This is a genomic window from Haloechinothrix aidingensis, from assembly GCF_013450155.1.
Lineage (GTDB): Bacteria > Actinomycetota > Actinomycetes > Mycobacteriales > Pseudonocardiaceae > Haloechinothrix > Haloechinothrix aidingensis.
Map to the genome: position 1 here is coordinate 458,710 of NZ_JACCKD010000003.1, position 24,185 is coordinate 482,894.

A 24,185-nucleotide genomic window follows, 5' to 3' on the forward strand; every position below is an offset into this window, starting at 1 on the left:
GCGGCGAGCGCCGAGCCGGGCGCCGCGGCTACACGAGTTCGAGAGGATCGAGCTGGATGCGTACCGCCTCCCGCGCCTTGCGGGCGCTCCGGCGCGCCTGCGCCGCAGCGAGCGAGCCCGCCAGAGCCTTGCCCTCGGCGCGCGGCACGCGGATCAGTGCCCGTTCGAGCTCCGCCTCCTCCCCCGCGCGCTCGGGCGTGACCGGGACGGGACCGAGCACCTCGGCCGAGTCGGGCAACGGCAGCTCGAGCAGCAGATCCGCGAGTACGTCGGCGCGCGCCTGCACGCTCGCCATCCGCACGGCAGGGGGAAAGCCCAGCTCGGCGCGCTCGGCGAGCTCACGCTCGGCGTACCCCGCGGGATCCCACCGCACCATCGCCTGCACCTGGGCAAGCGCGGCGTCGGCACCGACAACCACCCGGCCGCCGTCGCCCGCGGAACGCACCAGCGCTGCCGCGGACATCCAGCGCCGGACGGTCTCCTCGCCCGCGCGCAGGTCCTGGCGGCTCAGCAGTGCCCAGCCGTCCAGCAGCAACGCGGCGCCGTAACCCCCGTGTGCGACCGGCTCGGCACCAGGCGTGCAGACCACAACCGCCGGTTCGCCGGGGACGACGTCGAGCACCTCGGAGCCGCCGGACGTGCGAACGGGCTTGCCGGGAAACGCCCGCCCCAGCTCCTCTGCCGTGCGCCTTGCACCGACGACCACCGCGCGCATCCCGGACGGACCGCAGGTCGGGCAGGAGAAGTTGGACTCGATCGCGCCGCACCAGCTGCAGTGCGCGGACGTGGGCGCCGTCTCGGCGGTACCGCCGGGCACCGCGAGCGGGCCGGCGCAGCTCCTGCAGCGCGCCGGGTGGCGGCAGCGCGCGCACGCGAGCGCGGGCACGTACCCGGAGCGCGGCACCTGGACGAGCACGGGCGTCCCGGCCGCCAGAGCCGTCCTTGCCGCGTCGAAGGCTGCCGCGGGCAGGCGAGCCGCTCCGGCCGCGGGGTCGCGTGCCAGCTCGAACTCGTCACCGGTACCGATCGTGCGGGGCGCACTCGCCCGTACCCGCTCGCGTGCCGCGAGCACCGGCCGCGCCCACTCGGACTCCACGAGCAACTGGGCCTCGGCCGTGCGCGCGAACCCTGCCACGACCATGCCCGCGCCGCTGGCGTGTGCCCGCTGGATCAGCACGTCCCGTACGTGCGGGTACGGTGCACGGCGTTCTGCGTGCAGGTCGTCCCCGTCGTCCCAGACGACGAAGGCACCCGGCTCGGTGACCGGCGCGAACATCGCGGCGCGCGTGCCGACCACGATGCGCGCGTGTCCCCTGCGCACACGCAACCACCGGCGGTAGCGCTCCGCGGGGCCGAGATCGGCGGACAACGCCACGACGGCCGCCTGACCGGCAAGCTCCGCACACCGTGCGCGCACCCTCGCGAGGTCACGGTGATCGGGAACGACGATCAGCGTGGACCGGCCTGCGGCCGCCGTGCTGCCGGCCAGCTCGGCAAGGCGCGCGGGCCAGTCCTCCCCGGGGAGCGCCTGCCACACCGCGTGCGCGCGCTTGCCTGCTGCCAGCGCGGCCACCAGCGCGCTACCGTGCGTGTAACGTCGCCATCCCTCGGTGCTCGGCGCCGGGGGCGGCTCGGCGCGTTCCGGAGGCGTCTCCCGCTCGACGCGCGCGTGGCGCGGCGGGATCGCCAGCCGCAGCACGTCGGCCATCGTTCCCGCGTAGCGATCGGCCACCGCGCGGGCGAGCCGGGCCAGCTCCGGTGTCAGTACCGGCTCGTCGGAGACCACCCGTTCCAGGTAGGCCAGCCGGCCGGTGTGCTCGCTGCTGCCCGCGCGCTCGGCCACGTAGCCGTCCACCAGCTGGCCCGCGAAGCGAACGCGCACCCGGCAACCGGGTTGCGCGCTGTCCTCCAGCGTGTGCGGCACGAGGTAGTCGAAGGTCCGGTCGAGGTGTGCCAGTGGCACGTCGACGTAGACGCGCGCGACCGGCGCGGTCTCCGCCGGTCGCCGCTGCCCCTTCCGCACGCCACTCGATGTGCCCATGATTGATCTCCCTACCAGAACGAGCACCCACCTCGGTTCCCGGCATCTCGACGCACCTCGACGCATCTCGACGCACAGAACGAGCCGAGGGACTCCTCGGGTACCACATACGCACCGGAGGAGGCCTTCGGCTCGCCCCGCGCGGTTAGCCGGTAACCGCGCGCCGCAGGTCCTCCACGCGATCCGTTCGTTCCCAGGGAAGATCCAGATCGGGCCGTCCGAAGTGACCGTAGGCTGCGGTGCTCGCGTAGATCGGGCGAAGCAGGTCGAGCGCCTCGACCATCGATCCGGGCCGCAGGTCGAACACCTCGGAGATGGCGCGCTGGATCGCGCGCGGTTCGACCGTCTCGGTACCGAACGTCTCGACGAACAGCCCGACCGGCTCGGCCTTGCCGATCGCGTACGCCACCTGTATCTCCGCTCGTGCGGCCAACCCGGCGGCGACGACGTTCTTGGCCACCCACCGCATCGCGTAGCTGCCGGAGCGGTCCACTTTCGACGGATCCTTGCCGGAGAACGCGCCGCCCCCGTGCCGCGCCATGCCTCCGTAGGTATCGACGATGATCTTGCGGCCCGTCAGTCCGGCGTCGGCCATCGGCCCGCCCAGCACGAACCGTCCCGTGGGGTTGATCAGCAGCCGGGCATCCCCGCTGTCCATCCCGAGGTCGGCGATCACCGGTTTGACCACTCGCTCGGTCACCTGCGGCGCGACCAGGTGCTCCAGGTCGGCTCCCTCGGCGTGCTGGGTGGACACGACCACGGTGTCCAGACGTACCGGGCGGTCCCCCTCGTACTCGATGGTGACCTGGGTCTTGCCGTCCGGTCGCAGGTACGGCAACGTGCCGTCCTTGCGCACCGCGGCCAGGCGCCGGGACAGCCGGTGCGCGAGCGCGATGGGCATCGGCATCAGCTCGGGAGTGTCGGTACACGCGTAACCGAACATCAGCCCCTGGTCGCCGGCACCTTGCCTGGCCCGGCGCTCCGCGGACGTGTCCGCGCCGTTCGACCGGACCTCGTAGGAGGTGTCCACGCCCTGCGCGATGTCCGGAGACTGCGCCCCGATGGCGATGCTGACCCCGCACGAGTCACCGTCGAAGCCCTTGCTCGACGAGTCGTAACCTATGTCGTTGACGAGCCCGCGCACGAGCGTGGGGATGTCCACGTACGCTCGCGTCGACACTTCCCCCACGACGTGCACCTGCCCGGTGGTCACCACGGTCTCCACAGCCACCCTGCTGTCCGGGTCCGCAGCGAGCATCGCGTCCAGGATGGTGTCGCTGATCGCGTCGCAGATCTTGTCGGGATGCCCCTCGGTCACCGACTCCGAGGTGAACAGCCTCCGGATGGACTCACTCACGGCTACCTGCCTCGTCTCGACGGGCCGCTGTACGCGGAGCCGGTTACCCGAGATCTTCTCGAGCGGTACACCACCCGACAGCCGAGCGCTCGCCGCAACAGGCTCTGCGACCCAGCGTAGCCGACGCGGGCCGATCGCGCGGGCCATCCGGACGGTGCCGGTCCACCGGACCGGAGTTCGAGGTATACAGCGACTTCCCCGTTCCCGGCCTGCGGTGTGGCCGGGCCCGCGCGCGTCGTGCCGCGCTACGCGTGCGCCCTGCCGACGAGCTCGCTTACGGAGTCCCACAGTGCGGCAGCCAGCTGCGACTTCGAACCGAACGGTATCGCGGTCTCTGCCCCGTCGGCGGCCAGCAGCCACCCCGAGTTCTCCTCGACCTCGAAGGCCCGGCCGTCCCCGACAGCGTTGACCACCAGAAGATCGCTGCCCTTGCGGCGCAGCTTCGTCCTGCCGTACTGCAGCACGTCGCTACCGCGGTCCCCGGTCTCGGCGGCGAACCCGACGATGACCTGGTCACCGCGCCGGTTCTCGACGAGCTCGGCCAGCACGTCGGCGTTGCGGTCCAGCACGACGGGATCAGGTGCGCCCTCGGTCTTCTTGATCTTGTGTTCGAGCAGCGCCGCGGGCCGGAAGTCGGCCACTGCCGCCGCCATCACGACCACCTCGGCCGAGGGAGCTGCCTCGTGCACGGCCGCGCGCAACTCGGCCGCCGTCGAGACGTTCACGACCGTGACACCCGCAGGCACCGGCAACGACATGGTGTGCGCGGAGATCAACGTCACCCGGGCTCCGCGCGCCGCGGCCACCCTGGCCAGCGCGTAGCCCTGCCTGCCGGAGGAGCGGTTGCCCAGGTACCGCACCGGGTCGAGCGGCTCGCGGGTCCCGCCTGCCGAGACGACCACGTGAACCCCTTCCAGGTCCCGTGGCAATGCCCGCGGCTCATCGATGAGCAGCCGCGCGAGATCAGTGATCTCCGCTGGGTCGGCCATCCGGCCCTTGCCCGAGTCCACGCCGGTGAGCCTGCCCGAATCGGGATCGGGGACGACGGCGCCCCGGCTCCGCAACGTCGCCACGTTGGACCGGGTGGCGGCGTGCTCCCACATCTCGGTGTGCATCGCCGGGAAGAAGGCCACCGGGCAGCGCGCCGTCAGCAGGGTATTCGTCAGCAGGTCGTCGGCCTGCCCGTGTGCCGCCTTGGCCAGCAGGTCGGCCGTCGCAGGCGCGACGACGACCAGATCGGCCTCCTGGCCGATACGCACGTGCTCGACCTCGGGCACGTTCGAGAACACCCCACTGTGCACCGGGTTGCCGGAGAGCGCCTCGAAGGTCGCCGCACCGACGAACTCCAGCGCCGAGCGGGTGGGAACCACCCGCACATCGTGCCCGGACTCGGTCAGCCCGCGAACCACCTCGCACGCCTTGTACGCGGCGATACCCGCGCCTACGCCGAGCACCACACGGGGTGCCCTCGCCGTCTCGTCGTTGTTCACCGGATCGTCCACTGCCCCGTCGCCGGCGGACGCCGACACCGGCCCGCGTGCCTGCGTTCCCCGGTGTCCGCGGTTGCTGACCTCACGAGCACCCGTGTGGGTGCCCTCGACATTGCCCGGACCGGCCGGGTCACTCGCCCTCTGCGTGCTCGAGCAGGCCGGAGTGGATCTCCCGGAGCGCGATCGACAGCGGCTTCTCCCGCGTACCCGGGTCGACCAGCGGCCCGACGTACTCGAGCAGGCCCTCACCGAGCTGGGCGTAGTAGTCATTGATCTGCCTGGCGCGCTTCGCGGCGAAGATCGCCAGCGCGTACTTCGAGCTGACCCGCTCCAGCAGGTCGTCGATCGGCGGGTTGGTGATGCCCTCGAGCCTGTCACCATGAAGACCAAGCGTGGTGCTCACTCGCGATGCTCCTGTAACTGGGGTCGATGCTGTGCTGGGTGGGTGGAATGCCGGCGCGCGCCGGTTCAGCTCACGGCCCTGCCGGACACCAAGGTTAGCAACTCCTCGGCAGCGCTGCGCACGTCGGTGTTGACAACGCAGGAATCGAACTCCTCGGCCGCGGACAGCTCCTCTGCGGCAACGGTCAACCTGCTGCGCAGCGCGTCGGTCGCCTCGGTGCCCCTCCCGGTGAGGCGACCGACGAGATCCTCCCAGCTCGGTGGCACCAGCATCACCAGCCGGGCTTCCGGCATCGCGGCACGTACCTGCCTCGCGCCCTGGATCTCGATCTCCAGCACCGCCGGCCTGCCCTCGGCGAGAGCCTCCTCCACCGGCCGTCGCGGTGTCCCGTAGCAGTTGCCCGCGAATTCGGCGTGCTCGAGGAACGCTCCCTCCTCGATCATCGCCTCGAAGGCGGGGCGGTCGACGAAGTGGTAGTGGTACCCGTCCACCTCGCCTTCCCTCGGCGGTCGCGTGGTCACCGACACGCTGAAGAAGACGTCGGGCTCGAGCCTCCGCAGCTCGGCGAGCACACTGGACTTGCCGACCCCCGAGGGCCCGGATACGACCGTGAGCCGGGCCCGGGCTGCCCCGCCCGGCCCCGGCTCACCACCGGACTCGCCTACCGCTATCACTCGTCACTGAACTCGGCGAGGAGCGCCTTCCGTTGCCGCTCACCGAGGCCACGCAGCCGACGGCTGGGTGCGATATCCAGCTTCTCCATGGTCTGCTGCGCACGAACTTTGCCCACGCCGGGAAGTGACTCGAGCAGCGCCGAGACCTTCATCTTGCCAAGGGTCTCGTCCTCGTCGGCCTGCTTGAGCACATCGGCGAGGGTGGTGCCGCCGCGCTTCAGCCGCTCTTTCAGCTCAGCGCGTGCGCGGCGAGCGGCAGCAGCCTTCTCCAGCGCAGCAGCACGCTGTTCCTCGGTCAGCTGGGGAAGTGCCACGATTTCCTCCGATACGCATCTGTTCGATTCGTCGTCGAGACGGTACCCATCCTTGCCGCGTAATCACAATGCGGGTCCGCCTATTCGCCAGGATTTTCCTCTGTGCGGCCTCAAAAGCTTCTCACAGCGACGCCGGAACGGGGTGTCACGGGGTGTCGGCGACGCCAAGGCTGTGCTGCACCGTAGCAACCCGGTCACGCAGCGCACCCACATCGGGGCCGTAGGCGAGTACGTCCCTGGCCGAGACGGGAACGACCCCGTGCAGGCCCGCGCCGAACGCGGCCCGCAGCTGCTGCGCGGTCGCTCCCTGCGCACCGAGCCCGGGAGCCAGCACCGGGCCGTTGAGGTCACTCAGGTCGACGTCGGTGCCGGTACGGTTCGCCCCGACCACCACCCCGACATCGCCGTACGGCTGCGCGCCAGCGTTGTGCCCGGCAGCGGCGTCGACGACCAGCTGCGCTACGCTACGCCCGCCGACCAGGGCCGCCTGCATCTCGCTTCCCTCCTTGTTGGAGGTGCGGGCAAGCACGAACACCCCGCGTCCGGTACTCCCGGCCAGCTCGAACGCGGGCTGCAACGCCCCGAAGCCCAGGTAGGGCGACAGCGTCACCGCATCGACCGCGAGCGGCGAGCCGTCCGCGAGGTACGCGCGCGCGTAGGCGGCCATCGTGGAGCCGATGTCGCCCCGCTTGGCGTCCAGCACGACGAGCGCGCCCCGTCGCGCGCACCCGTCGATCGCACGCTCCAACACCGCGACGCCCTGCGCACCGTAGGCCTCGAAGAACGCCGACTGCGGCTTGACCACCGCGACCTGGTCGCCGAACGCATCGACGCAGGTGGCCGTGAACCGGTCCAGCCCCGTGACGTCGGCGGGTAGGCCCCACGCGGCGAGCAGCTCGGGATGCGGGTCGATACCGACGCAGAGGGGGCCCCTGCGGCGCACGGCATCCGCCAGCCGCGCGCCGAACCTCACGCCTGCCGCCCTCTCGCGGCAGGCGCGGCTACCCCCGCTGCTGCCGCCGCCGACTCTGCCGACGCAGCCATCGCGGCCTGGAGCCGCTGCAGGGACTGCACCCCGATGTCACCCCGGATCGATGCCTCGATGCCGTGCACGGCGGCTCCCGCGCCCTGCACCGTGGTGATGCACGGCACGTCCCTGGACACCGCTGCGGTACGGATCTCGTAGCCGTCGATACGCGGGCCGCTGTTGCCGTACGGCGTGTTGATGATCATATCCACACCGCCGTCGAGGATGATCTCCACGATGTTCGGGGCTTCCTCCTCCGAACCGTCCGCGGCGGCTGCCGGGTGCTCACCCTCCGGGGTCGAGTACTTACGCACCACCGTGCAAGGCACCCCGTTACGGCGCAGCACCTCCGCGGTCCCCGAGGTCGCGAGCACCTCGAAGCCCAGGTCCGCGAGCCGTTTGACCGGGAAGATCAGTGCCCGCTTGTCCCGGTTGGCCACCGAGACGAACACCGTCCCGGAGGTCGGCAACGGACCGTACGCGGCGACCTGCGACTTGGCGAAGGCCATTCCGAACGCCGCGTCCACGCCCATCACCTCGCCCGTGGACTTCATCTCCGGGCCGAGGAGCGAGTCGACGCCGTGGCCCTCCGGGGTGCGGAAGCGGTGGAACGGCAGCACGGCCTCCTTGACCGCGATCGGGGCGTCCGCGGGCAGCGTGCCACCGTCGCCCCACGCACGGAGCACTCCGGAGGCACGCAGGTCCGCGACCGACGAACCGGTCATGATCAGCGCGGCGGCCTTGGCGAGCGGGACACCCGTGGCCTTCGACACGAACGGGGCCGTACGGGAGGCCCTGGGGTTGGCCTCCAGCACGTACAACACGTCCCCCGCGAGGGCGTACTGCACGTTCAGCAACCCGCGTACCCCGACGCCCTTGGCGATCGCCTCGGTCGATGCGCGCACGCGTTCCAGGTCCGCGCGGCCGAGCGTGATCGGCGGCAGCGCGCAGGAGGAGTCGCCGGAGTGCACACCAGCCTCCTCGATGTGCTCCATCACCCCGCCGAGGTACAGCTCCTCCCCGTCGTAGAGGGCGTCGACATCGATCTCGATCGCGTCGTCGAGGAAGCGGTCGACCAGCACCGGGTACTCGGGGCTGACCTCGGTGGCCCTTGAGATGTACGAGGCGAGGTGCGCCGCGTCGTAGACGATCTCCATTCCCCGGCCGCCGAGTACGTAGGACGGTCGCACCAGCACCGGGTAGCCGACGTCGTCGGCGATGCGCTGCGCGCCCTCGAAGGATGTCGCCGTCCCGTACTTCGGGGCGGGCAGCCCAGCGGCCTCGAGCACCTCACCGAACGCGCCCCGCTCCTCGGCCAGGTGAATCGCGTCCGGTGACGTACCGACCACCGGCACCCCCGCATCGGCGAGCCGCTTGGACAGGCTCAACGGCGTCTGCCCACCGAGTTGCACGATCACCGCGGCGAGAGTGCCCGACTCCTGCTCGGCGTGCACCACCTCGAGCACGTCCTCGAAGGTCAGCGGCTCGAAGTACAGCCGGTCCGAGGTGTCGTAGTCGGTGGAAACCGTCTCCGGGTTGCAGTTGATCATCACCGTCTCGTACCCGGCCTCGCGCAGCGCGAGCGTGGCGTGCACGCAGGAGTAGTCGAACTCGATGCCCTGCCCGATCCGGTTGGGCCCGGAGCCGAGGATCAACGCCTTCGGCTTGTCGTGCTGGGCGATCACCTCGGACTCCGCGGCCGGATCGCTCTCGTAGGCGGAGTAGTGATACGGGGTACGGGCCGCGAACTCCGCGGCGCAGGTATCCACCGTCTTGAACACCGGGCGCACCCCGAGCCGGTGCCGCAGCGCCCGCACACCGTCCTCACCTGCCAGCTCGGGCCGCAGGGCGGCGATCTGGCGGTCGGATACCCCGAATCGCTTCGCTCCGAGCAGCAAGGCCTCGTCGAGCACGGGCGCCTCGGTGATCTCCTCGCGCAGCTCGACGAGCGATTGGATCTGGTCGACGAACCACGGGTCGATCCAGCTCGCCTCGCACACCTGCTCGATCGTCGCGCCCCAGCGCAGCGCGCGTTCCACGGTGTAGAGCCGCCCGTCGTGCGGGGTACGCAGCGCTTCGAGGGTGTCCGCGAGCGTGACCCCCTCCGGGTCCGGTTGCGTCCAGAACCCCAGCGCGCGGGTCTCGGTGGAGCGCAGCGCCTTGCCGAGCGCTTCGGTGAAGCTCCTGCCGACCGACATGGCCTCACCGACGCTCTTCATCGTCGTCGTCAGTGCCGGGTCGGCTCCGGGGAACTTCTCGAACGCGAACCGCGGCACCTTGACGACCACGTAGTCCAGGGTCGGTTCGAAACTCGCCGGGGTCTCACCGGTGATGTCGTTGGGGATCTCGTCCAGGCTGTACCCGATCGCCAGCTTGGCGGCGATCTTGGCGATCGGGAACCCGGTCGCCTTCGACGCCAGTGCCGACGAGCGCGACACCCTCGGGTTCATCTCGATGACGACCATGCGGCCGGTCTCGGGGTGGATGGCGAACTGGATGTTACAGCCTCCGGTGTCCACCCCGACCTCGCGCAGCACGTCGATACCGACATCGCGCATGTTCTGGTACTCGCGATCGGTCAGTGTCATCGACGGCGCGACCGTCACCGAGTCGCCCGTGTGCACGCCCATGGCGTCGACGTTCTCGATGGAGCACACCACCACCACGTTGTCGCGGTGGTCACGCATGAGCTCGAGCTCGTACTCCTTCCAGCCGAGCACGCTCTCCTCGACGAGCACCTCGGACACCGGGCTCTCGGACAGCCCGTAGGCCGCCATCCGCTCCAGATCCTCCCGGGTGTGCGCCATCCCGGAGCCACGCCCACCCATGGTGAACGCCGGACGGATCACCACGGGCAGGCCGAGCTCGGCGACACAGTCCCGGACCTCGTCCATCGTCCAGCACACGGCGCTGCGGGGCACGTCTCCCCCGGCCTGGCGCACGATGTCCTTGAACTTCTGGCGGTCCTCCCCGCGCTGGATCGCCTCGATGTCGGCGCCGATCAGCTCCACGCCGTACTTGTCGAGCACGCCGCTGCGGTCGAGCTCGACAGCGGCGTTGAGCGCGGTCTGCCCACCAAGTGTCGCCAGCAGCGCGTCCGGCCGTTCGGCCGCGATGACCTGCTCGAGGAACTCCGGGGTCACCGGCTCGATATAGGTCGAGTCGGCGAACTCGGGGTCGGTCATGATCGTGGCGGGGTTGGAGTTGACCAGGCTGACCCGCAGGCCTTCCTCGCGCAGCACGCGGCATGCCTGCGTGCCGGAGTAGTCGAACTCGGCAGCCTGCCCGATCACGATCGGCCCCGAGCCGATCACCAGAACGTGCGAAAGGTCCGTTCTTTTCGGCATCAGGCTATGACCTCCACGAGCGACCCAAATCCATTCGGCATCAGGCTTTTACCTCCACGAGCGCGCCAAACGCGTTCATCGGCATCAGGACGCTCCCTCCATCAAGGACACGAACTCGTCGAAAAGCACGGCGGCGTCGTGCGGGCCCGCGGCCGCCTCGGGGTGGTACTGCACCGAGAACGCGGGCACATCCAGGCAGCGCACGCCCTCCACGGTGCCGTCATTGGGACAGTAGTGACTGACCGTTGCCGCGCCGTACGGTGAGTCGAACCGCGCGCCCGGTTCGCCCTCGAGCGCGAACCCGTGGTTCTGCGCTGTGATCGCGATCCTGCGTGTCGCGGTGTCCATCACCGGGATGTTCATCCCCCGGTGGCCGTAGCGCATCTTGTAGGTACCCAGCCCGAGCGCCCTACCGAGGATCTGGTTGCCGAAGCAGATACCGAACAGCGGCACCTGCCGCTGAAGCACGTGACGCGTCAGCTCGGTCACGTGTGTCGTGGTCGCCGGGTCGCCGGGACCGTTGGACAGGAACACCCCGTGCGGCTCCACAGCGAGCACCTCGTCCAGGGTTGCCGTTGCGGGCAGCACGTGCACCTCGATACCGCGCCGCGCCATCATCCGCGGTGTGTTGCTCTTGATCCCCATATCCACCGCCGCGACCCGGTAACGCACCGGCCCGTCGGGGCGCACCACGTACGGCTCGGCGGTGGTGACCTCGCCTGCGAGATCCGCACCCGTCATCGCGGGCGACTCGGCCACCCTGGCGAGCATCTGCTCGGTGGTGCCGACCTCCGCGCCGGAGAACACCCCCGCGCGCATCGCCCCGTGCTCGCGGATATGCCTGGTCAGGGTGCGGGTGTCGAGCTGTGCGATCCCCACGACACCGCGCCGCTCCAGCTCGGTCTCCAGGGACCTGGCCGAGCGCCAGTTCGACGGCACACGCGCGGGGTCGCGCACGGCGTAGCCCGCCACCCAGATCCGGGACGACTCGTCGTCCTCGTCGTTCCACCCGGTGTTGCCGATCTGCGGAGCCGTCTGCACCACGATCTGCTTGTGGTAGGACGGGTCCGTCAAGGTCTCCTGGTAACCGGTCATGCCCGTACAGAACACGACCTCGCCGAACGTCCGCCCCGTTGCTCCGTAGCCGAGGCCGCGAAACACCGACCCGTCCTCAAGCACCAGCGCGGCCGGAGTGCCTCCGCCGGTGTTCACCCGGAAAGTCTGTCTACTCACTTCTCCTGCGCACGCCCTTCGATCGATCGCTGCTGATGTGTGTCCTCGGTGAGCCACGCGGCCCGTTCCGGCGCGGCGGCCCGCAGTGCGTGTATCCAGCGCGCGTACACCGACTTGTCGTCGGCACGGAAACCTGTGTCGACGAGCTCGTCACCCAGCCGCCAGGTGATCACCAGTAACCCGTCCACCCCCATGACCTTGCCCGCCATCCCCTTCGACGTGCGCGCGTCCACGAGGGACTCGCTCGGGATGAAGAACGACGGCGCGCCGGTGCGCGCCACGACGACCCCCGCGGTGTATCTCCGCAGGGTCGCCGCGCTGCGCATCCCCACCCCGCGCGCCACGATCCTGTCCTGCCAGTGCCCCGCGCTGGTGGTGGCGACGTAGACGCCGGCAACGGAGTCCCGCGCGGCGCCCGCGTCGAGCTGCTCCGGCACCTCGGGGAACGGCGCGTACCGCGAACCGTCCTCGCGCGCCTTGCGCCGCCATCCCCACCACATACCTGCCGCGAGCAGCAGGAATACCGCGAGCATCAGCATGCTCAGCAGGAACCGTTCCATCGGTCTCGTTCCATTCATCCTTCGGTTGGGCTCGTCGCCGTGTCCCGTGCGGTCACCCGACCACGCAGCACGGTCGCCCGCACCCTGGCGGGCAACCGCATGCCCTCGTACGGGGTGTTGCTCGCGATGCTCGCGAGTTCCGCGCCGCGCACGGTCCACTCCGCATCCTGGTCGACGACCGCCAGGTTGGCCGGCTCACCGACCTCGATCGGCCTGCCCTGGTCGGGTAGCCGTGCGATCTCGGCCGGTCGCTCGCTCATCACCCTGGCCACGCCCCGCCAGTCGAGCAGGCCCGGCCGCAGCATCGTGCGAACCACTACCGACAGCGCCGTCTGCAGGCCCAACATGCCCGGTCGCGCCGCGGCCCACTCGGTGTCCTTGTCCTGCACCGCATGCGGTGCGTGGTCGGTGGCCACGCAGTCGATCACACCCTCGGCCAGCGCACCGGCGAGCGCCTCGGCATCCGATGAGGTCCGCAGTGGCGGGTTGACCTTGTTCACCGGATCGTAACCGGTCAGCCGCTCGTCGGTGAGGAGCAGGTGGTGCGGGGTGACCTCCGCGGAGATCGCGGCGGGCCCGCCGGGATGACGCGGCTTGGCCCAGCGCAACACATCGGTGGTGCCCTCCGTGGACACGTGGCAGACGTGCAGGCGTGCCCCGGCGTGCGCGGCCAGGATGCAGTCCCTCGCGACGATCGACTCTTCCGCGGAGGACGGCCACCCCGTCAGGCCCAGCCTCGCGGCCCGCTCCCCTTCATGCGCCTGGGCACCGGCGGTCAGCCGGGGTTCCTCGGCGTGCTGGGCGATCACCGCGTCCAGCGCCCTGGAGTACTCCAGTGCCCTACGCATGATCAGCGGGTCGTCCACACAGCGCCCGTCGTCGGAGAAGATCCGAACCGCCGCCGCCGAGTCGGCCATCGTGCCGAGCTCGGCCAGCTTCGCGCCGTCCAGCCCCACCGTGACAGCGCCGACCGGATGAACGTCGACCAGCCCGACCTGCCGGCCCGCTCGCCAAACGTGCTCGGTGACCAGCGCGTTGTCCGCGACAGGATCGGTGTTGGCCATCGCGAACACCGCGGTGTAACCACCGAGCGCCGCGGCAGTCGCGCCGCTGCGCACCGTCTCGGCATCCTCCCGGCCCGGTTCACGCAGGTGGGTGTGCAGGTCGACGAACCCGGGCAGCAGTACGCCGCCCGCCGCGTCCAGCACGTCGGTGCCGTCGCCGGGGTCGCGTACCGACCCGGCCGGACCGATCTCGGCGATGACCCCGTTCACGGTGCGCACGTCCACCGGATCGCCCTCGCCGTACGGTACGGCGTTGGTGATCAGCACGCTCCCGTGGTCGCGCGCGCCGCCGGCGTCCTGCTCGGTCACTGTTGTCCCTCCTCGGCTCCCGCCGCCAGCAGGTGGTAGAGGATCGCCATCCGTACATGAACGCCGTTGCGCACCTGCTCGGTGATCGCCGAGCTCGGCGCATCGGCCACCGGCGCCGCGATCTCCATACCGCGCAGCATCGGGCCGGGGTGCAACACCACGGCGTGCTCGGGCAGCAGCGCGGCGCGGGCCTCGTTCAGGCCGAAACCGACGGAGTACTCCCGTGCCGAAGGGAAGAACGCGCCGTGCATGCGTTCGGCCTGCACGCGCAACATCATCACGGCGTCCACCGTGGGCAGCTCGGCATCGATGGAGTGCGACACGGTCACCGGCCAGCTGTCGATGCCCGCCGGGAGCAGCGTCGGCGGCGCCACCACCACGACCTCGGCCCCCAGCGCCGCGAGCAGGTGCACGTTCGAGCGTGCCACCCTGCTGTGCAGCACATCGCCCACGATCGCCACGCGCCTGCCCGCGACGTCGCCGAGCCGCTCCCGCAGGGTCGCCGCGTCCAGCAGTGCCTGGGTGGGGTGCTCGTGCATGCCGTCACCGGCGTTGACCACCGCGGTTCCCGTGCCTTCCAGCCAGCCGGCGAGGCGATGGGCCGCGCCGGAGGCCGGGTGCCGCAACACCACGCAGTCGGCACCGGCAGCCGACAAGGTCAATGCCGTGTCCCGGAGGGACTCCCCCTTGCCGGCCGAGGAGCCTCCTGCCGAGACATTGACCACGTCCGCGCTCATCCACTTACCGGCAAGCTCGAACGACACCCGCGTGCGGGTGGAGTTCTCGTAGAACACCGTGATCACGGTGCGGCCGCGCAGCGTCGGCAGCTTGCGCACTTCCCTGCCGAGCAGGGTTTGCTTCATCGTCTCGGCGCTGTCCAGCACCTGAGTCGCCACTTCCGGGGCCAGACCGTCGGTGCCAAGCAGATGTCTCACGTCCGGTCCCCTTCACTCTCGTGGCGCTCCTGACCGGCAGCGGCGGCATCCTCGCTGCCCGTACGCGCCTGGTTGAGCAGCACGGCATCCCTGCCGTCGACCTCGTCGAGCTGGACGGCGACGTCCTCGTCCCGCGCCGTCGGCATGTTCTTGCCGACGTAGTCGGCGCGGATCGGCAGCTCCCGGTGGCCCCGGTCCACGAGGACCGCGAGCTGCACGGCGCGGGGGCGGCCGTGCTCACGTAACGCATCCAGCGCCGCCCGCACGCTGCGGCCGGAGAACAGCACGTCGTCGACGAGGATCACGACCCGGTCGTCGACTCCCTCCCCGGGCATTTCCATGTGTTCGAGCGGCCTCGTCGGATGGTGCCGCAGATCATCGCGGTAGAGGGTGATGTCGAGCGTGCCGTACGGGACATCGATGCCGGAGAAGGTGCGGATACGTTCGGCGAGGCGGGCCGCGAGCGTCGCGCCTCGGGTGGGAATCCCCAGCAACACCACCGGCGATGCCGCCTCGGAACCGAGTGCGGTCTTCTCGATGACCTGGTGGGCCATCCTGGCGATGGTGCGCGCGACGTCGTCGGCCGTCAGCAGCTCACGCTGCCCGGCCGTCTCGCCCGCACCGCGTGTGTGCGGTGCCACGATTGTCTCCTTCTCCGCCTCGCTGGACGGTCCGTTAAAGGATCAACCCCTGCGGAATCCCACTGACTGTAGCAGTACGCACTGTTCAATCGACCGGGTGGTGGCACGAGTTTGGACCAATTCCGCCACTAGATCGGGTTGACCTGTTGACGACAACAGGTAACCATTACGCTGAGTATTCGACTCACTGAGTCCCCGCCGGCCGACACCGCGTGACGGGGCACACGAAACGGAGATGTGACCAGATGGGCGATTACGCCACAGCGCTCGGGGCCAAGCTCCGAGGTATCCGACAGCAGCAGGGCCTGTCCCTGCACGGGGTCGAGCAGAAGTCCGGCGGACGGTGGAAGGCGGTTGTCGTCGGCTCGTACGAGCGCGGCGACCGTGCGGTCACGGTCCAGAAACTCGCCGAACTTGCCGACTTCTACGGCGTTCCGGTAGTGGAACTCCTCCCGGAGGGGCGCGTGCCCTCCGGTGCGGAGCCCGCCACGAAGATCGTTATCAACCTGGAACGGCTGCAGCAACTTCCTGCCGAGAAGGTGGGGCCGCTCGCTCGCTATGCCGCGACGATCCAGAGTCAACGTGGCGACTACAACGGCAAGGTGCTGTCCATCCGTACCGAGGACCTGCGATCCCTGGCCATCATCTATGACATGACCCCGGGAGAGCTCACCGAGCAGCTCATCGACTGGGGTGTACTACCCCCTGAGGCTCGGCCCGCCAAGGATGACATCTGAGAGCCTGTTCCCGGGCACGTCGCCGGGCACGGTGCCGCGCCCGAGGCGCACCCGGCGAAGCCCCGCGATCGCGGACGTGGGGCGCCTACCGAGGGACTGCGCCACCGCACCATGCCAGGCCCCGGCGACGCGGTCGCGCGCGGCCGGCGGAACGAGCTCCGTGACCGACCGGCGGTCCTACAGGACCGCGCGCAGTCGGTCCGCGATCGTGGCGATGCGGCCAAGCACGCCGTTGACGAACCGGGGCGAATCCTCGGTCGACAGCTCCTTGGCGAGGCCGACGGCCTCGTCGATCGCCACGGCATCCGGTACGTCGCTCATCCACAGCATCTCGTAGATGCCGATGCGCAGCACAGCGCGGTCCACCGCGGGCATCCGCTCGAGCGACCAGCCGTGCGCGTGCTCGGCGAGCACCTCATCGATGCGCTGCCGGTGTGCACCGACACCTTCCACGAGCGAGATCGTGTAGTCGCCGATGGGTTCGACGTCGAGCGAGCCGACCCGGCCCGAGGCCAACGTGACCGCGTCGGTGTCGCGCTGCTCCGCTTCGTAGAACAGCTCGACGGCCCGTAACCGGGCAGCGTGCCGTCCGAACGGCGCACGTTTCGAGGTGGAGTCGGTGCTCATAGGTCCTCATCCGCTACGACCGTCGCTGGCAGGGCTCGCCGAGCACGCGGATCGCTCTCGGCATCGGCATGGTGGAAACGCCGGGAAGGCGGCATCAGTTGCTGGAACGGCCGAGGTACCGGCCGTCCCGGCTGTCGATCTTGATCTTCTCTCCGGTCTCCAGGAAGAGCGGCACCTGCACCTCGGCTCCGGTCTCCAAGATCGCGGGCTTGGAGCCACCGGTCGAGCGATCGCCCTGCACCCCGGGATCGGTGTGCTGAATGACCAGCTCGACCGAGGTCGGCAGTTCCACGAACAGCGGGTTGTTCTCGTGGAAGGACACCTGTACCTCGGAGTTCTCCAGCATGAAGCGTGCGGCGTCCCCCACGGTCTCGGGTGCGATCGGGACCTGCTCGAAGGTGGTGCCGTCCATGAACACGTAGTCCGCGCCGTCGTTGTAGAGATAGGTCATGGTGCGACGGTCCACCGTCGCCGTATCGACCTTCACCCCCGCGTTGAACGTCTTGTCCACGACCTTGCCGGTCATCACGTTCTTCAGCGTCGTGCGGACGAACGCGCCGCCCTTGCCCGGCTTGACGTGCTGGAAGTTGACGACGGACCACAGCTGGCCGTCGAGGTTGAGGACAAGTCCGTTCTTCAGGTCGTTCGTGGTCGCCACTGGTTTCGGTCTCCTGTGCGGTATGCGATGTCGCCGTGCGTGACGCGGGCAGTTCGCAGCCCGGCGTCACTCACGACACGGTCACCAGGTCCTTGGTGGAGAGCGTCAGGATCTCGTTGCCACCCTCGTGCACCACGAGAGTGTCCTCGATGCGGACCCCACCGCGTCCGGGTAGGTACACACCGGGTTCGACGGTGACCGTCATTCCCGCGGCCAGTGTACCGGTGGCCTCCATGGCCAGCCGGGGCGCCTCGTGCACGTCCAGGCCCACACCGTGACCGAGCCCGTGCACGAACTCCTCGCCGTGCCCCGCGCCGTCGATCACGTCACGAGCGGCGGCGTCCACCGCCGCCGTCCGCGCGCCGGCCACCGCGGCACCGGACCCGGCGGCCTGGGCGGTACGGACCAGTTGGTACAGCTCGCGTTGCCAGTCAGCCGGTGAGCCGATCACCAGCATCCGCGTCATGTCCGAGTGGTAGCCGTCGATGCGCGCGCCGAAGTCCAGCTTGACCAGGTCCCCGACCGCGAGCTCCGCGTCCGTCGGACGGTGGTGCGGCACGGCCGAGTTCGCCCCGGTCGCCACGATGGTCTCGAACGCCGGTCCGGCCGCCCCGTTGTCCAGCATCCGGTTCTCCAGCGCCCGCGCCACCTGGCGCTCGGTGCGGCCCGCCCTGATCTCGCCGTGCTCGAGCAGCTCGGTCAGCGCCCGGTCCGCGGCAGCGCACGCCGTCCGGATCGTGTCGACCTCGGCACTGTCCTTGACGATGCGCAGCTGCTCTGCCAGACCGGTCGTCCGGCGGAGCTCGATGGCTTCGGCCTGCTGTGTGAGGGCGTCGAACTCCGCGACGCTGACGTGCCGGCTCTCGAAACCGGTGCGGCCGTGCTCGTCGGGTTCGGCCGCGGCCCGCCGGACGAGCGCGGCCGCGCACGCGCGCTCGATGACCGTCGTCAGCTCACCGACCTCCTGCCCGGCTTGCTGTACGTAGCGACCGTCCGTGCAGAACACGGTGCGGTCCTCGCCCCGGCCGTGCACGAGCAGCGCGGCGTTCGAACCGGTGAAGCCGGTGAGGTAGCGGATGTTGCGCGGCTCGGTGATCAGCATCGCGTCGAGCTCGTGCTCCGCCATCCGCGTGCGCAGCGACGCCCGGCGCAGGGTGTGTGTCTTGTGGGGATACGACTCGGTCACCGCTCCCACCCTACTGGCGGGCCGAGACACCCGGCTGCGCGGCTGCTCCCGCGCGACCGGGACTGCGCCACCTCCGGCACCGGCCGGCGGGCGCGGCACTTACAGTGGAGGCGTGCCTGGCTGGTTGTTACGCGCGCTCGTCCTCGCCGCCGTCCATGCTGCTGCGAGCGTCTCGCTCGCCAAGGTCGCGGTGTTCCGGCCCACCGACACGACGGTCCTGACCTCGGTGACGTTCGCCGTGCTGATCGGCATCGCCGCCGGGTGGGCGGCGGTGGACAGCTGGCTCCGCCGCCCGGGGCGCGGCCGCACCTGGTTGGTGGCCGCCATGCTCGCCGCCGTGCTCGCCGGTTTCCTCGACGTCGCGGGCAGGGCCTTTTTCGTCGACCAGACCGGTGTCTCCGCGCTCGGCGACGCGCTCACCAGTGGCGCCGCTTTCGTCGCGCTTCTGGTGCTGCTGCCCGCGGGCCTCGGGTTGCTCGTCGGTGGCAGGCTCGCCCCACCGGACCGTGCGGGCACCCGACACGCGGGCACGGCCGACTCGTCCGACTCCGACGACTCCGCCGGGGCCGCTCGTGATCAGCGGAAGGACGCGCCTTCCGGGTAAGCCGACCACCGGGAGTCACCGATGGTGCGGCCCGCCGAGTCGTTGAGCTCGCGCAGCCGCGTGGCCTGCTCGGTGCTCAACGGCCACAGCCGACCGTCGTCGAGCAGCACACCCCTTCCGGCGTTCGGTGAGTACAGCACCGGAGCACCCGGATCCAGCCGTGCGGCGACCGGTAGCTCCGCGAGCCGTTCCGGTCGCTCGTCGAGCACCCGCTCCGCCAGCTGCTCGGCGACCGCGCGCCGTTCCACCCGCACAAGCGCGCCGTCGACGACCAGGTCCATCGTGCGCTCCGGGGACGGCATCGCGTAACCGTCCAGGACTCGCCCCGCCCGTCGCTGGTCACCGCACCCCTCGACTCCGGTGATGTCCAGCCCGAACCGGCGGAGGTCGGTCGGGGCTCGCTCGTCCCGGGTCGCGCGGATGACATCCACCGGGACCGTCCCGCACGGATCGTGCCCGGCCCGCGGCGCATGACCCTGCGGCGTACGTACCAGTCCCGGCCCTTCCTGCCACGGTCCCTCGATGACCACCGGCTCGTACGGGGTGGAGCTGAAGTCCCTGTCGAAGAAGGTCAGCGAGGTACCGCCGGCCGTCTGGTGCGCCACCGCGAAGGCGTCCAGCACATCCACCCACATGAGGTCGACGCTGAAGGCGTCGAGCACCGCGTGTGCGCGCAGCTGCTCGGTGCCCTCGACCGGCACGAACCCGTCCGGACCCAGCGCCTCGACGCCGGACCCGAACGCCGGGTCGGTCGAACGCAGCACGAACTGGCCCGCGCCGTTCCATCCGGCCGCGAAGCCCGTCGTGTCGGTGAAGACCAGGTAGAACCACCCGTCCACATGGGCGACGGCCGGTTGACCTGCCCCGTAGGTGTTGTCCCTCGTGACGTCCCGCGCGGGCCGCAGGATCGGCTCCCCGCCGCCGGCACGCCGCCACGTACGGCCGTCCTCGCTGGTGGCGAGGCCGATGGCGTTGACGAAGTCGTGATCGCCGTCCGCTCCCGTGTAGTAGAGGTAGTAGACACCGTCGACCTTGATCACGGATGGGTCGCAGGTGTGCTTACCGTCGAACGAGCCGGGATCGCCGGAGAACACCACCTCCGGGATGCCGCCGCCGGGCCCGGTGAACCGCCCGCCCGTGCCGGTCTCCCCCCGGTCCCCGGCGTCCACGCCGTACACGATGTCGTCTCCCGCCGGGTACGCGGTGTTGTACTGGCTGCACCACCACATCCGGGTGTCGTCGCCGTCGCGCATCACGGTCGGTGTGTAGTTGTACGGCGCGCCCGCACCACCCTCGGCGACCACGCCGTCGCTTCGCCGGTGGTGGTCGGTCTCGAGCGCGACGGGGTCGCCTGCCTCGCCCCCTCCCGTAGGGTTGGCCACGGAGCCCGCGATGGCTTGCGATCCGTCCGTCGCGGTCCGGTCCCGCCGAACCTCGACAGGGCCGATCGCCGAGCACGCCGCGAGCATCACCGCACCGGTCGTCAGCGCGGCCGCGACGCGCACGCGCCGTGCCGCCCTCGCCCTCGCGCTCATGCTCCCTGCCTTCACCCGGCTGTCCCGACGCGGTGTCCACGGCGCACCCGGCCGCGGACACGCCGCCGCACTCGCGAGGATCATCATCCCACGCGCTCGGCGCCCCGTCCGGCACGTGAGGTGACCGGCAGGCACGCGCCGCACCCGGTCCCCACGATCAGTACTCGCCGTGCTCGGCCATCCAGCGCAGCGCGAGCAGGTACCCGTCGACACCCAGCCCGGCGATCACCCCGGTCACGATGTCCGACAGCACGCTGTGCTGGCGGAACGACTCGCGCTTGTGCACGTTCGAGATGTGCAGCTCCAGCACCGGTGCCGCCAGCTGGCTGGCCGCGTCGCGCATCGCGATCGAGTAGTGGGTCCACGCGCCCGCGTTGAGCACCACGGGCCGGCCAGCGTCGGCGGCCTCGTGCAGCCACTCGACGAGCTCGCCCTCATGGTTGGTCTGGCGTACCTCGACCTCCAGGCCGAGCGCCGCGCCCTCCCGCTCACAGCGCCCCACCAGCTCGCTGTAGCTGGTGCTGCCGTACACCGAGGGTTCCCGGGTGCCCAGCCGGTTCAGGTTCGGGCCGTTGAGTACGAGTACCTTCACAGCAGCACGCTCCCACCATCCTCGGTCGTCTCACCCGCGATCGCCGAGTACGCAGCGGCGAGCAGCGACGGGTCCGGCCCCTCCAGGCGCCCCGGCTTACCGAGCGCGTCGAGCACCACGAAGCGCAGCACGCCGGAACGGCTCTTCTTGTCCGCGCGCATGCCTTCCATCAGCTCCGCGAGGGCGTCCGGCTCGTAACGGGTGGGCAGCCCGAGCATTCCCAGCACGCCGGCGTGCCGATCGGCCGTGGCGTCGTCGAGCCTGCCCGCGAGCCGGGACAGCTCGGCTGCGAACACCATCCCGACGCTGATCGCGGCACCGTGCCGCCACCGGTACCGCTCCCTGCGTTCGATGGCGTGACCGAGCGTGTGGCCGTAGTTGAGGATCTCGCGCACATCCGACTCGCGGAGATCCCGCGCAACGACATCGGCCTTGACCTGGATCGCGCGGCGCACCAGCTCGGCGAGAACCTCCCCGGCCGGGTCCGTGGCGGCCGCCGCGTCCCGCTCGATCAGCTCCAGGATGCGCCCGTCGGCGATGAAGCCACACTTGACGACCTCGGCGAGGCCGGCGACCAGCTCGTTGCGGGGCAGGGTCTCCAGGGTGGCGAGGTCGACCAGCACCGCGTGCGGCTCGTGGAACACGCCAACGAGGTTCTTGCCTGCCTCGGTGTTGATGCCGGTCTTGCCACCCACCGCGGCATCGACCATGCCCAGCAGCGTCGTCGGCACGTTGACCAGCCGCACACCCCGCATCCAGGTACCGGCCACGAACCCGGCGATGTCGGTGACGGCTCCCCCGCCCAGCGCGACCACGGCCCCGTGCCTGTCCAGCCCGATCCTGCCGAGCACCTCCCAGCAGAACCCGGCCACCGTCAGCGCCTTGCCGTCCTCGGCGTCCGGGATCTCGACCCGGTGCGCGTCGATCCCGGCGTCGGCGAGCTCGCTGCGGGTGGCCTCGGCCGTGGTCGTCAGCGTCGGCGGGTGAATGATCGCCACCACCGAGGCGTCCTGGACCGCTTCGGTCAGCTCCCCGAGCAGCCCGCGCCCGATGATGACCTCGTAGGAGCGTTCGGCGGCCACGGTGAGCCTCTCGGGGCTCGCCTCCTGCGTGCTCATGAGGATCCTTCCACGGGTGCCTTCTCGCCCAAGGCCGCCAGCACCGCGTCGACCACCTCGTCCGGGCGGCGCTCGTCGGTATCGACCTCCGCCGTCGCCACCGAGCGGTACAGCGGCAGGCGTGCCTCGAGCAGTTGCTTGTACGTCGCGCGGGGGTTGACCCCCGCCAGCACGGGCCGCGCCGTCGACATGCCGGTGCGCTGCATGCCCGCCGGCATGCTCACGGAGAGAAACACCACGGTGTGCTCGGCCAGCAGTGCGCGGGTCTCCTCGGCGAGGATCGCGCCACCGCCGAGCGAGTACACGCCGTCGTACCGTCCGAGGCCGTCGGCGACGGCGCGCTTCTCCAGCTCGCGAAAGGCGGGTTCGCCGTCCGAGGTGAAGATCTCCGGGATGCTCCTTCCCGCCGCAGCTTCGATATCGGCATCGGCGTCGCGGAAGTCCACGCCCAACCGCTCCGCAAGCAGCGGACCCACCGTCGACTTGCCCGAGCCCGGCGGGCCGACCAGAACAGCTCTCGGTGACGTCACTGTCCCCACCACTCTTCCAGGTTCGTCATGTAGGCCTCCGCGTTGCGCTTGCTCTCGGCCAGCGAGTCACCACCGAACTTCTCCAGCGCCGCCCCGGCGAGGATCAGGGCGGTCACCGACTCCAGCACCACGCCCGCCCGTGGTACCGCGCAGACGTCCGAGCGCTGGTGGATGGCCTCGGCGGCCTCCTTCGTCGCGACGTCGACAGTGGCCAGCGCGCGCGGGACCGTGGAGATCGGCTTCATCGCCACCCGAACGCGCAGCGGCTCGCCGTTGGTGATGCCACCCTCGAGGCCACCCGCGCGGTTGGACCGTCGCGTCACACCACCGGCCCCGTCGCTGATGTCGATCTCGTCGTGCGCCTGGCTGCCCCAGCGGTGCGCGGTGGTGAAGCCGTCGCCGACCTCCACGCCCTTCATCGCCTGCACCCCCATCAGCGCGCCAGCCAGCCGGGAGTCCAGTCGCCGATCCCAGTGCACGTGCGAGCCCAGGCCGGGCGGCAGCCCGTAGGCGATCACCTCGATGACACCGCCGACGGTGTCCCCGGCCTTCCGCACCGCGTCCACCTCGTGCACCATCGCGTCGGTGCTGGCCTGCAGGTATGCCCGTACCGGGCTCTCGTCGACCTCGGCGAGGTCGTCCGGGCCGGGCAGCGGGCCGTCGACGGCCTCGGCGCGGCCGATGGAGACGACATGGCTGATGATCTCGACGCCGAGTAGCTGGCGCAGGTAGGCGCGGGCCACGGTGCCGAGCGCGGTACGCGCGGCCGTCTCCCGCGCGCTCGCGCGCTCGAGCACCGGCCGCGCCTCGTCGAATCCGTACTTCAGCATGCCGGGCAGGTCGGCGTGACCGGGGCGCGGGCGCGTCAGCGGCTCGTTACGCGCGAGGCCGTCGATCTCGGCGGGATCCACCGGATCGGCGGCCATGACCTTTTCCCATTTCGGCCACTCGCTGTTGGGTATCTGCACCGAGATCGGGCCACCCTGGGTCAGGCCGTGCCGTACACCACCGGTGAACTCCGCGGCGTCGGTCTCGAAACCCATACGCGGGCTACGCCCGAACCCGAGTCGCCTGCGTGCCAGCTGCTCGCCGAGCTCGGGTGTGGTGATCCGTACCCCGGCCACCATGCCTTCGAGCACCGCGGCCAGGCTCGGGCCGTGTGATTCTCCTGCGGTCATCCAGCGCAACACGCATCGATCCTGT

General features: G+C 70.5%; 23 protein-coding genes. 2 read left to right on the plus strand and 21 right to left on the minus strand.

What is annotated here, in order from left to right:
* Positions 1–28: 28 nt before the first annotated feature.
* The 13 genes from H0B56_RS10505 to pyrR form a co-directional block, all read right to left on the minus strand.
* Positions 29–2,041: a primosomal protein N' gene (locus H0B56_RS10505; RefSeq protein WP_246361023.1), complete on the minus strand. Its 2,013-nt coding sequence runs from the start codon at positions 2,039–2,041 to the stop codon at positions 29–31.
* Positions 2,042–2,186: 145 nt separating this feature from the next.
* Positions 2,187–3,398 carry a methionine adenosyltransferase gene (gene metK, locus H0B56_RS10510; RefSeq protein ID WP_343063840.1) on the minus strand — a complete coding sequence of 404 codons (1,212 nt, stop codon included), beginning with the start codon at positions 3,396–3,398 and terminating at the stop codon, positions 2,187–2,189.
* Between the two features lie 245 nt (positions 3,399–3,643).
* On the minus strand, positions 3,644–4,852 hold the full coding sequence (gene coaBC, locus H0B56_RS10515) for a bifunctional phosphopantothenoylcysteine decarboxylase/phosphopantothenate--cysteine ligase CoaBC (protein WP_180892967.1): 1,209 nt from the start codon (positions 4,850–4,852) through the stop codon (positions 3,644–3,646).
* A 166-nt stretch (positions 4,853–5,018) separates the two neighbouring features.
* Positions 5,019–5,291 carry a DNA-directed RNA polymerase subunit omega gene (gene rpoZ, locus H0B56_RS10520; RefSeq protein WP_180892783.1) on the minus strand — a complete coding sequence of 91 codons (273 nt, stop codon included), beginning with the start codon at positions 5,289–5,291 and terminating at the stop codon, positions 5,019–5,021.
* Positions 5,292–5,356: 65 nt separating this feature from the next.
* Entirely contained in the window at positions 5,357–5,965 is a 609-nt protein-coding gene (gmk, locus tag H0B56_RS10525) for a guanylate kinase (RefSeq protein ID WP_180892784.1), read from the minus strand.
* Entirely contained in the window at positions 5,962–6,279 is a 318-nt protein-coding gene (gene mihF, locus H0B56_RS10530; protein ID WP_089301118.1) for an integration host factor, actinobacterial type, read from the minus strand. The genes gmk and mihF overlap by 4 nt, the downstream gene beginning before the upstream one ends.
* Positions 6,280–6,424: 145 nt before the next feature.
* Positions 6,425–7,252, minus strand: a complete 828-nt coding sequence (gene pyrF, locus H0B56_RS10535; RefSeq protein WP_180892785.1) for an orotidine-5'-phosphate decarboxylase — start codon at positions 7,250–7,252, stop codon at positions 6,425–6,427.
* On the minus strand, positions 7,249–10,653 hold the full coding sequence (gene carB / locus H0B56_RS10540; protein WP_180892786.1) for a carbamoyl-phosphate synthase large subunit: 3,405 nt from the start codon (positions 10,651–10,653) through the stop codon (positions 7,249–7,251). Before carB ends, pyrF begins: the two co-directional genes overlap by 4 nt.
* An 84-nt stretch (positions 10,654–10,737) precedes the next feature.
* Positions 10,738–11,886 carry a glutamine-hydrolyzing carbamoyl-phosphate synthase small subunit gene (carA, locus tag H0B56_RS10545; RefSeq protein ID WP_425484521.1) on the minus strand — a complete coding sequence of 383 codons (1,149 nt, stop codon included), beginning with the start codon at positions 11,884–11,886 and terminating at the stop codon, positions 10,738–10,740.
* Positions 11,883–12,446: a PH-like domain-containing protein gene (locus H0B56_RS10550; RefSeq protein ID WP_246361024.1), complete on the minus strand. Its 564-nt coding sequence runs from the start codon at positions 12,444–12,446 to the stop codon at positions 11,883–11,885. Before H0B56_RS10550 ends, carA begins: the two co-directional genes overlap by 4 nt.
* 14 nt (positions 12,447–12,460) lie before the next feature.
* Positions 12,461–13,819, minus strand: coding sequence for a dihydroorotase (locus tag H0B56_RS10555; RefSeq protein ID WP_180892787.1), 1,359 nt, complete (start codon positions 13,817–13,819; stop codon positions 12,461–12,463).
* Entirely contained in the window at positions 13,816–14,754 is a 939-nt protein-coding gene (locus H0B56_RS10560) for an aspartate carbamoyltransferase catalytic subunit (RefSeq protein WP_180892788.1), read from the minus strand. The genes H0B56_RS10555 and H0B56_RS10560 overlap by 4 nt, the downstream gene beginning before the upstream one ends.
* The gene (pyrR, locus tag H0B56_RS10565) at positions 14,751–15,395 is read right to left on the minus strand and encodes a bifunctional pyr operon transcriptional regulator/uracil phosphoribosyltransferase PyrR (protein ID WP_180892789.1); all 645 of its coding nucleotides are present in this window, start codon (positions 15,393–15,395) and stop codon (positions 14,751–14,753) included. The genes H0B56_RS10560 and pyrR overlap by 4 nt, the downstream gene beginning before the upstream one ends.
* Positions 15,396–15,640: 245 nt before the next feature.
* Between pyrR and bldD the strand changes: the two genes are divergently transcribed.
* Positions 15,641–16,132 carry a transcriptional regulator BldD gene (gene bldD / locus H0B56_RS10570; RefSeq protein WP_180892790.1) on the plus strand — a complete coding sequence of 164 codons (492 nt, stop codon included), beginning with the start codon at positions 15,641–15,643 and terminating at the stop codon, positions 16,130–16,132.
* A gap of 177 nt (positions 16,133–16,309) precedes the next feature.
* On the opposite strand, the gene nusB is transcribed toward bldD, so the two are convergent.
* From nusB to H0B56_RS10585, 3 genes are all read right to left on the minus strand, one after another.
* Positions 16,310–16,759 carry a transcription antitermination factor NusB gene (gene nusB / locus H0B56_RS10575; protein WP_180892791.1) on the minus strand — a complete coding sequence of 150 codons (450 nt, stop codon included), beginning with the start codon at positions 16,757–16,759 and terminating at the stop codon, positions 16,310–16,312.
* A 94-nt stretch (positions 16,760–16,853) separates the two neighbouring features.
* Complete coding sequence (efp, locus tag H0B56_RS10580) at positions 16,854–17,417, minus strand: elongation factor P (protein WP_180892792.1); 564 nt, start codon at positions 17,415–17,417, stop codon at positions 16,854–16,856.
* Positions 17,418–17,487: 70 nt separating this feature from the next.
* Positions 17,488–18,603 (minus strand): M24 family metallopeptidase, encoded by a 1,116-nt coding sequence (locus tag H0B56_RS10585; RefSeq protein WP_343063841.1) that lies wholly within the window; start codon positions 18,601–18,603, stop codon positions 17,488–17,490.
* Between the two features lie 112 nt (positions 18,604–18,715).
* Between H0B56_RS10585 and H0B56_RS10590 the strand changes: the two genes are divergently transcribed.
* Positions 18,716–19,207 (plus strand): B-4DMT family transporter, encoded by a 492-nt coding sequence (locus H0B56_RS10590; RefSeq protein WP_180892793.1) that lies wholly within the window; start codon positions 18,716–18,718, stop codon positions 19,205–19,207.
* Here the strand turns inward: H0B56_RS10590 and H0B56_RS10595 are convergent.
* From H0B56_RS10595 to aroC, 5 genes are all read right to left on the minus strand, one after another.
* Positions 19,180–20,742, minus strand: coding sequence for a glycoside hydrolase family protein (locus tag H0B56_RS10595; RefSeq protein WP_180892794.1), 1,563 nt, complete (start codon positions 20,740–20,742; stop codon positions 19,180–19,182). The two genes, H0B56_RS10590 and H0B56_RS10595, sit on opposite strands and share 28 nt — an antisense overlap.
* Positions 20,743–20,899: 157 nt before the next feature.
* Positions 20,900–21,334 (minus strand): type II 3-dehydroquinate dehydratase, encoded by a 435-nt coding sequence (gene aroQ / locus H0B56_RS10600; protein WP_180892795.1) that lies wholly within the window; start codon positions 21,332–21,334, stop codon positions 20,900–20,902.
* On the minus strand, positions 21,331–22,452 hold the full coding sequence (gene aroB / locus H0B56_RS10605) for a 3-dehydroquinate synthase (RefSeq protein ID WP_180892796.1): 1,122 nt from the start codon (positions 22,450–22,452) through the stop codon (positions 21,331–21,333). Before aroB ends, aroQ begins: the two co-directional genes overlap by 4 nt.
* Positions 22,449–22,982, minus strand: a complete 534-nt coding sequence (locus H0B56_RS10610) for a shikimate kinase (RefSeq protein WP_180892797.1) — start codon at positions 22,980–22,982, stop codon at positions 22,449–22,451. Before H0B56_RS10610 ends, aroB begins: the two co-directional genes overlap by 4 nt.
* On the minus strand, positions 22,979–24,172 hold the full coding sequence (gene aroC, locus H0B56_RS10615) for a chorismate synthase (RefSeq protein WP_180892798.1): 1,194 nt from the start codon (positions 24,170–24,172) through the stop codon (positions 22,979–22,981). The genes H0B56_RS10610 and aroC overlap by 4 nt, the downstream gene beginning before the upstream one ends.
* Positions 24,173–24,185 lie beyond the last annotated feature (13 nt).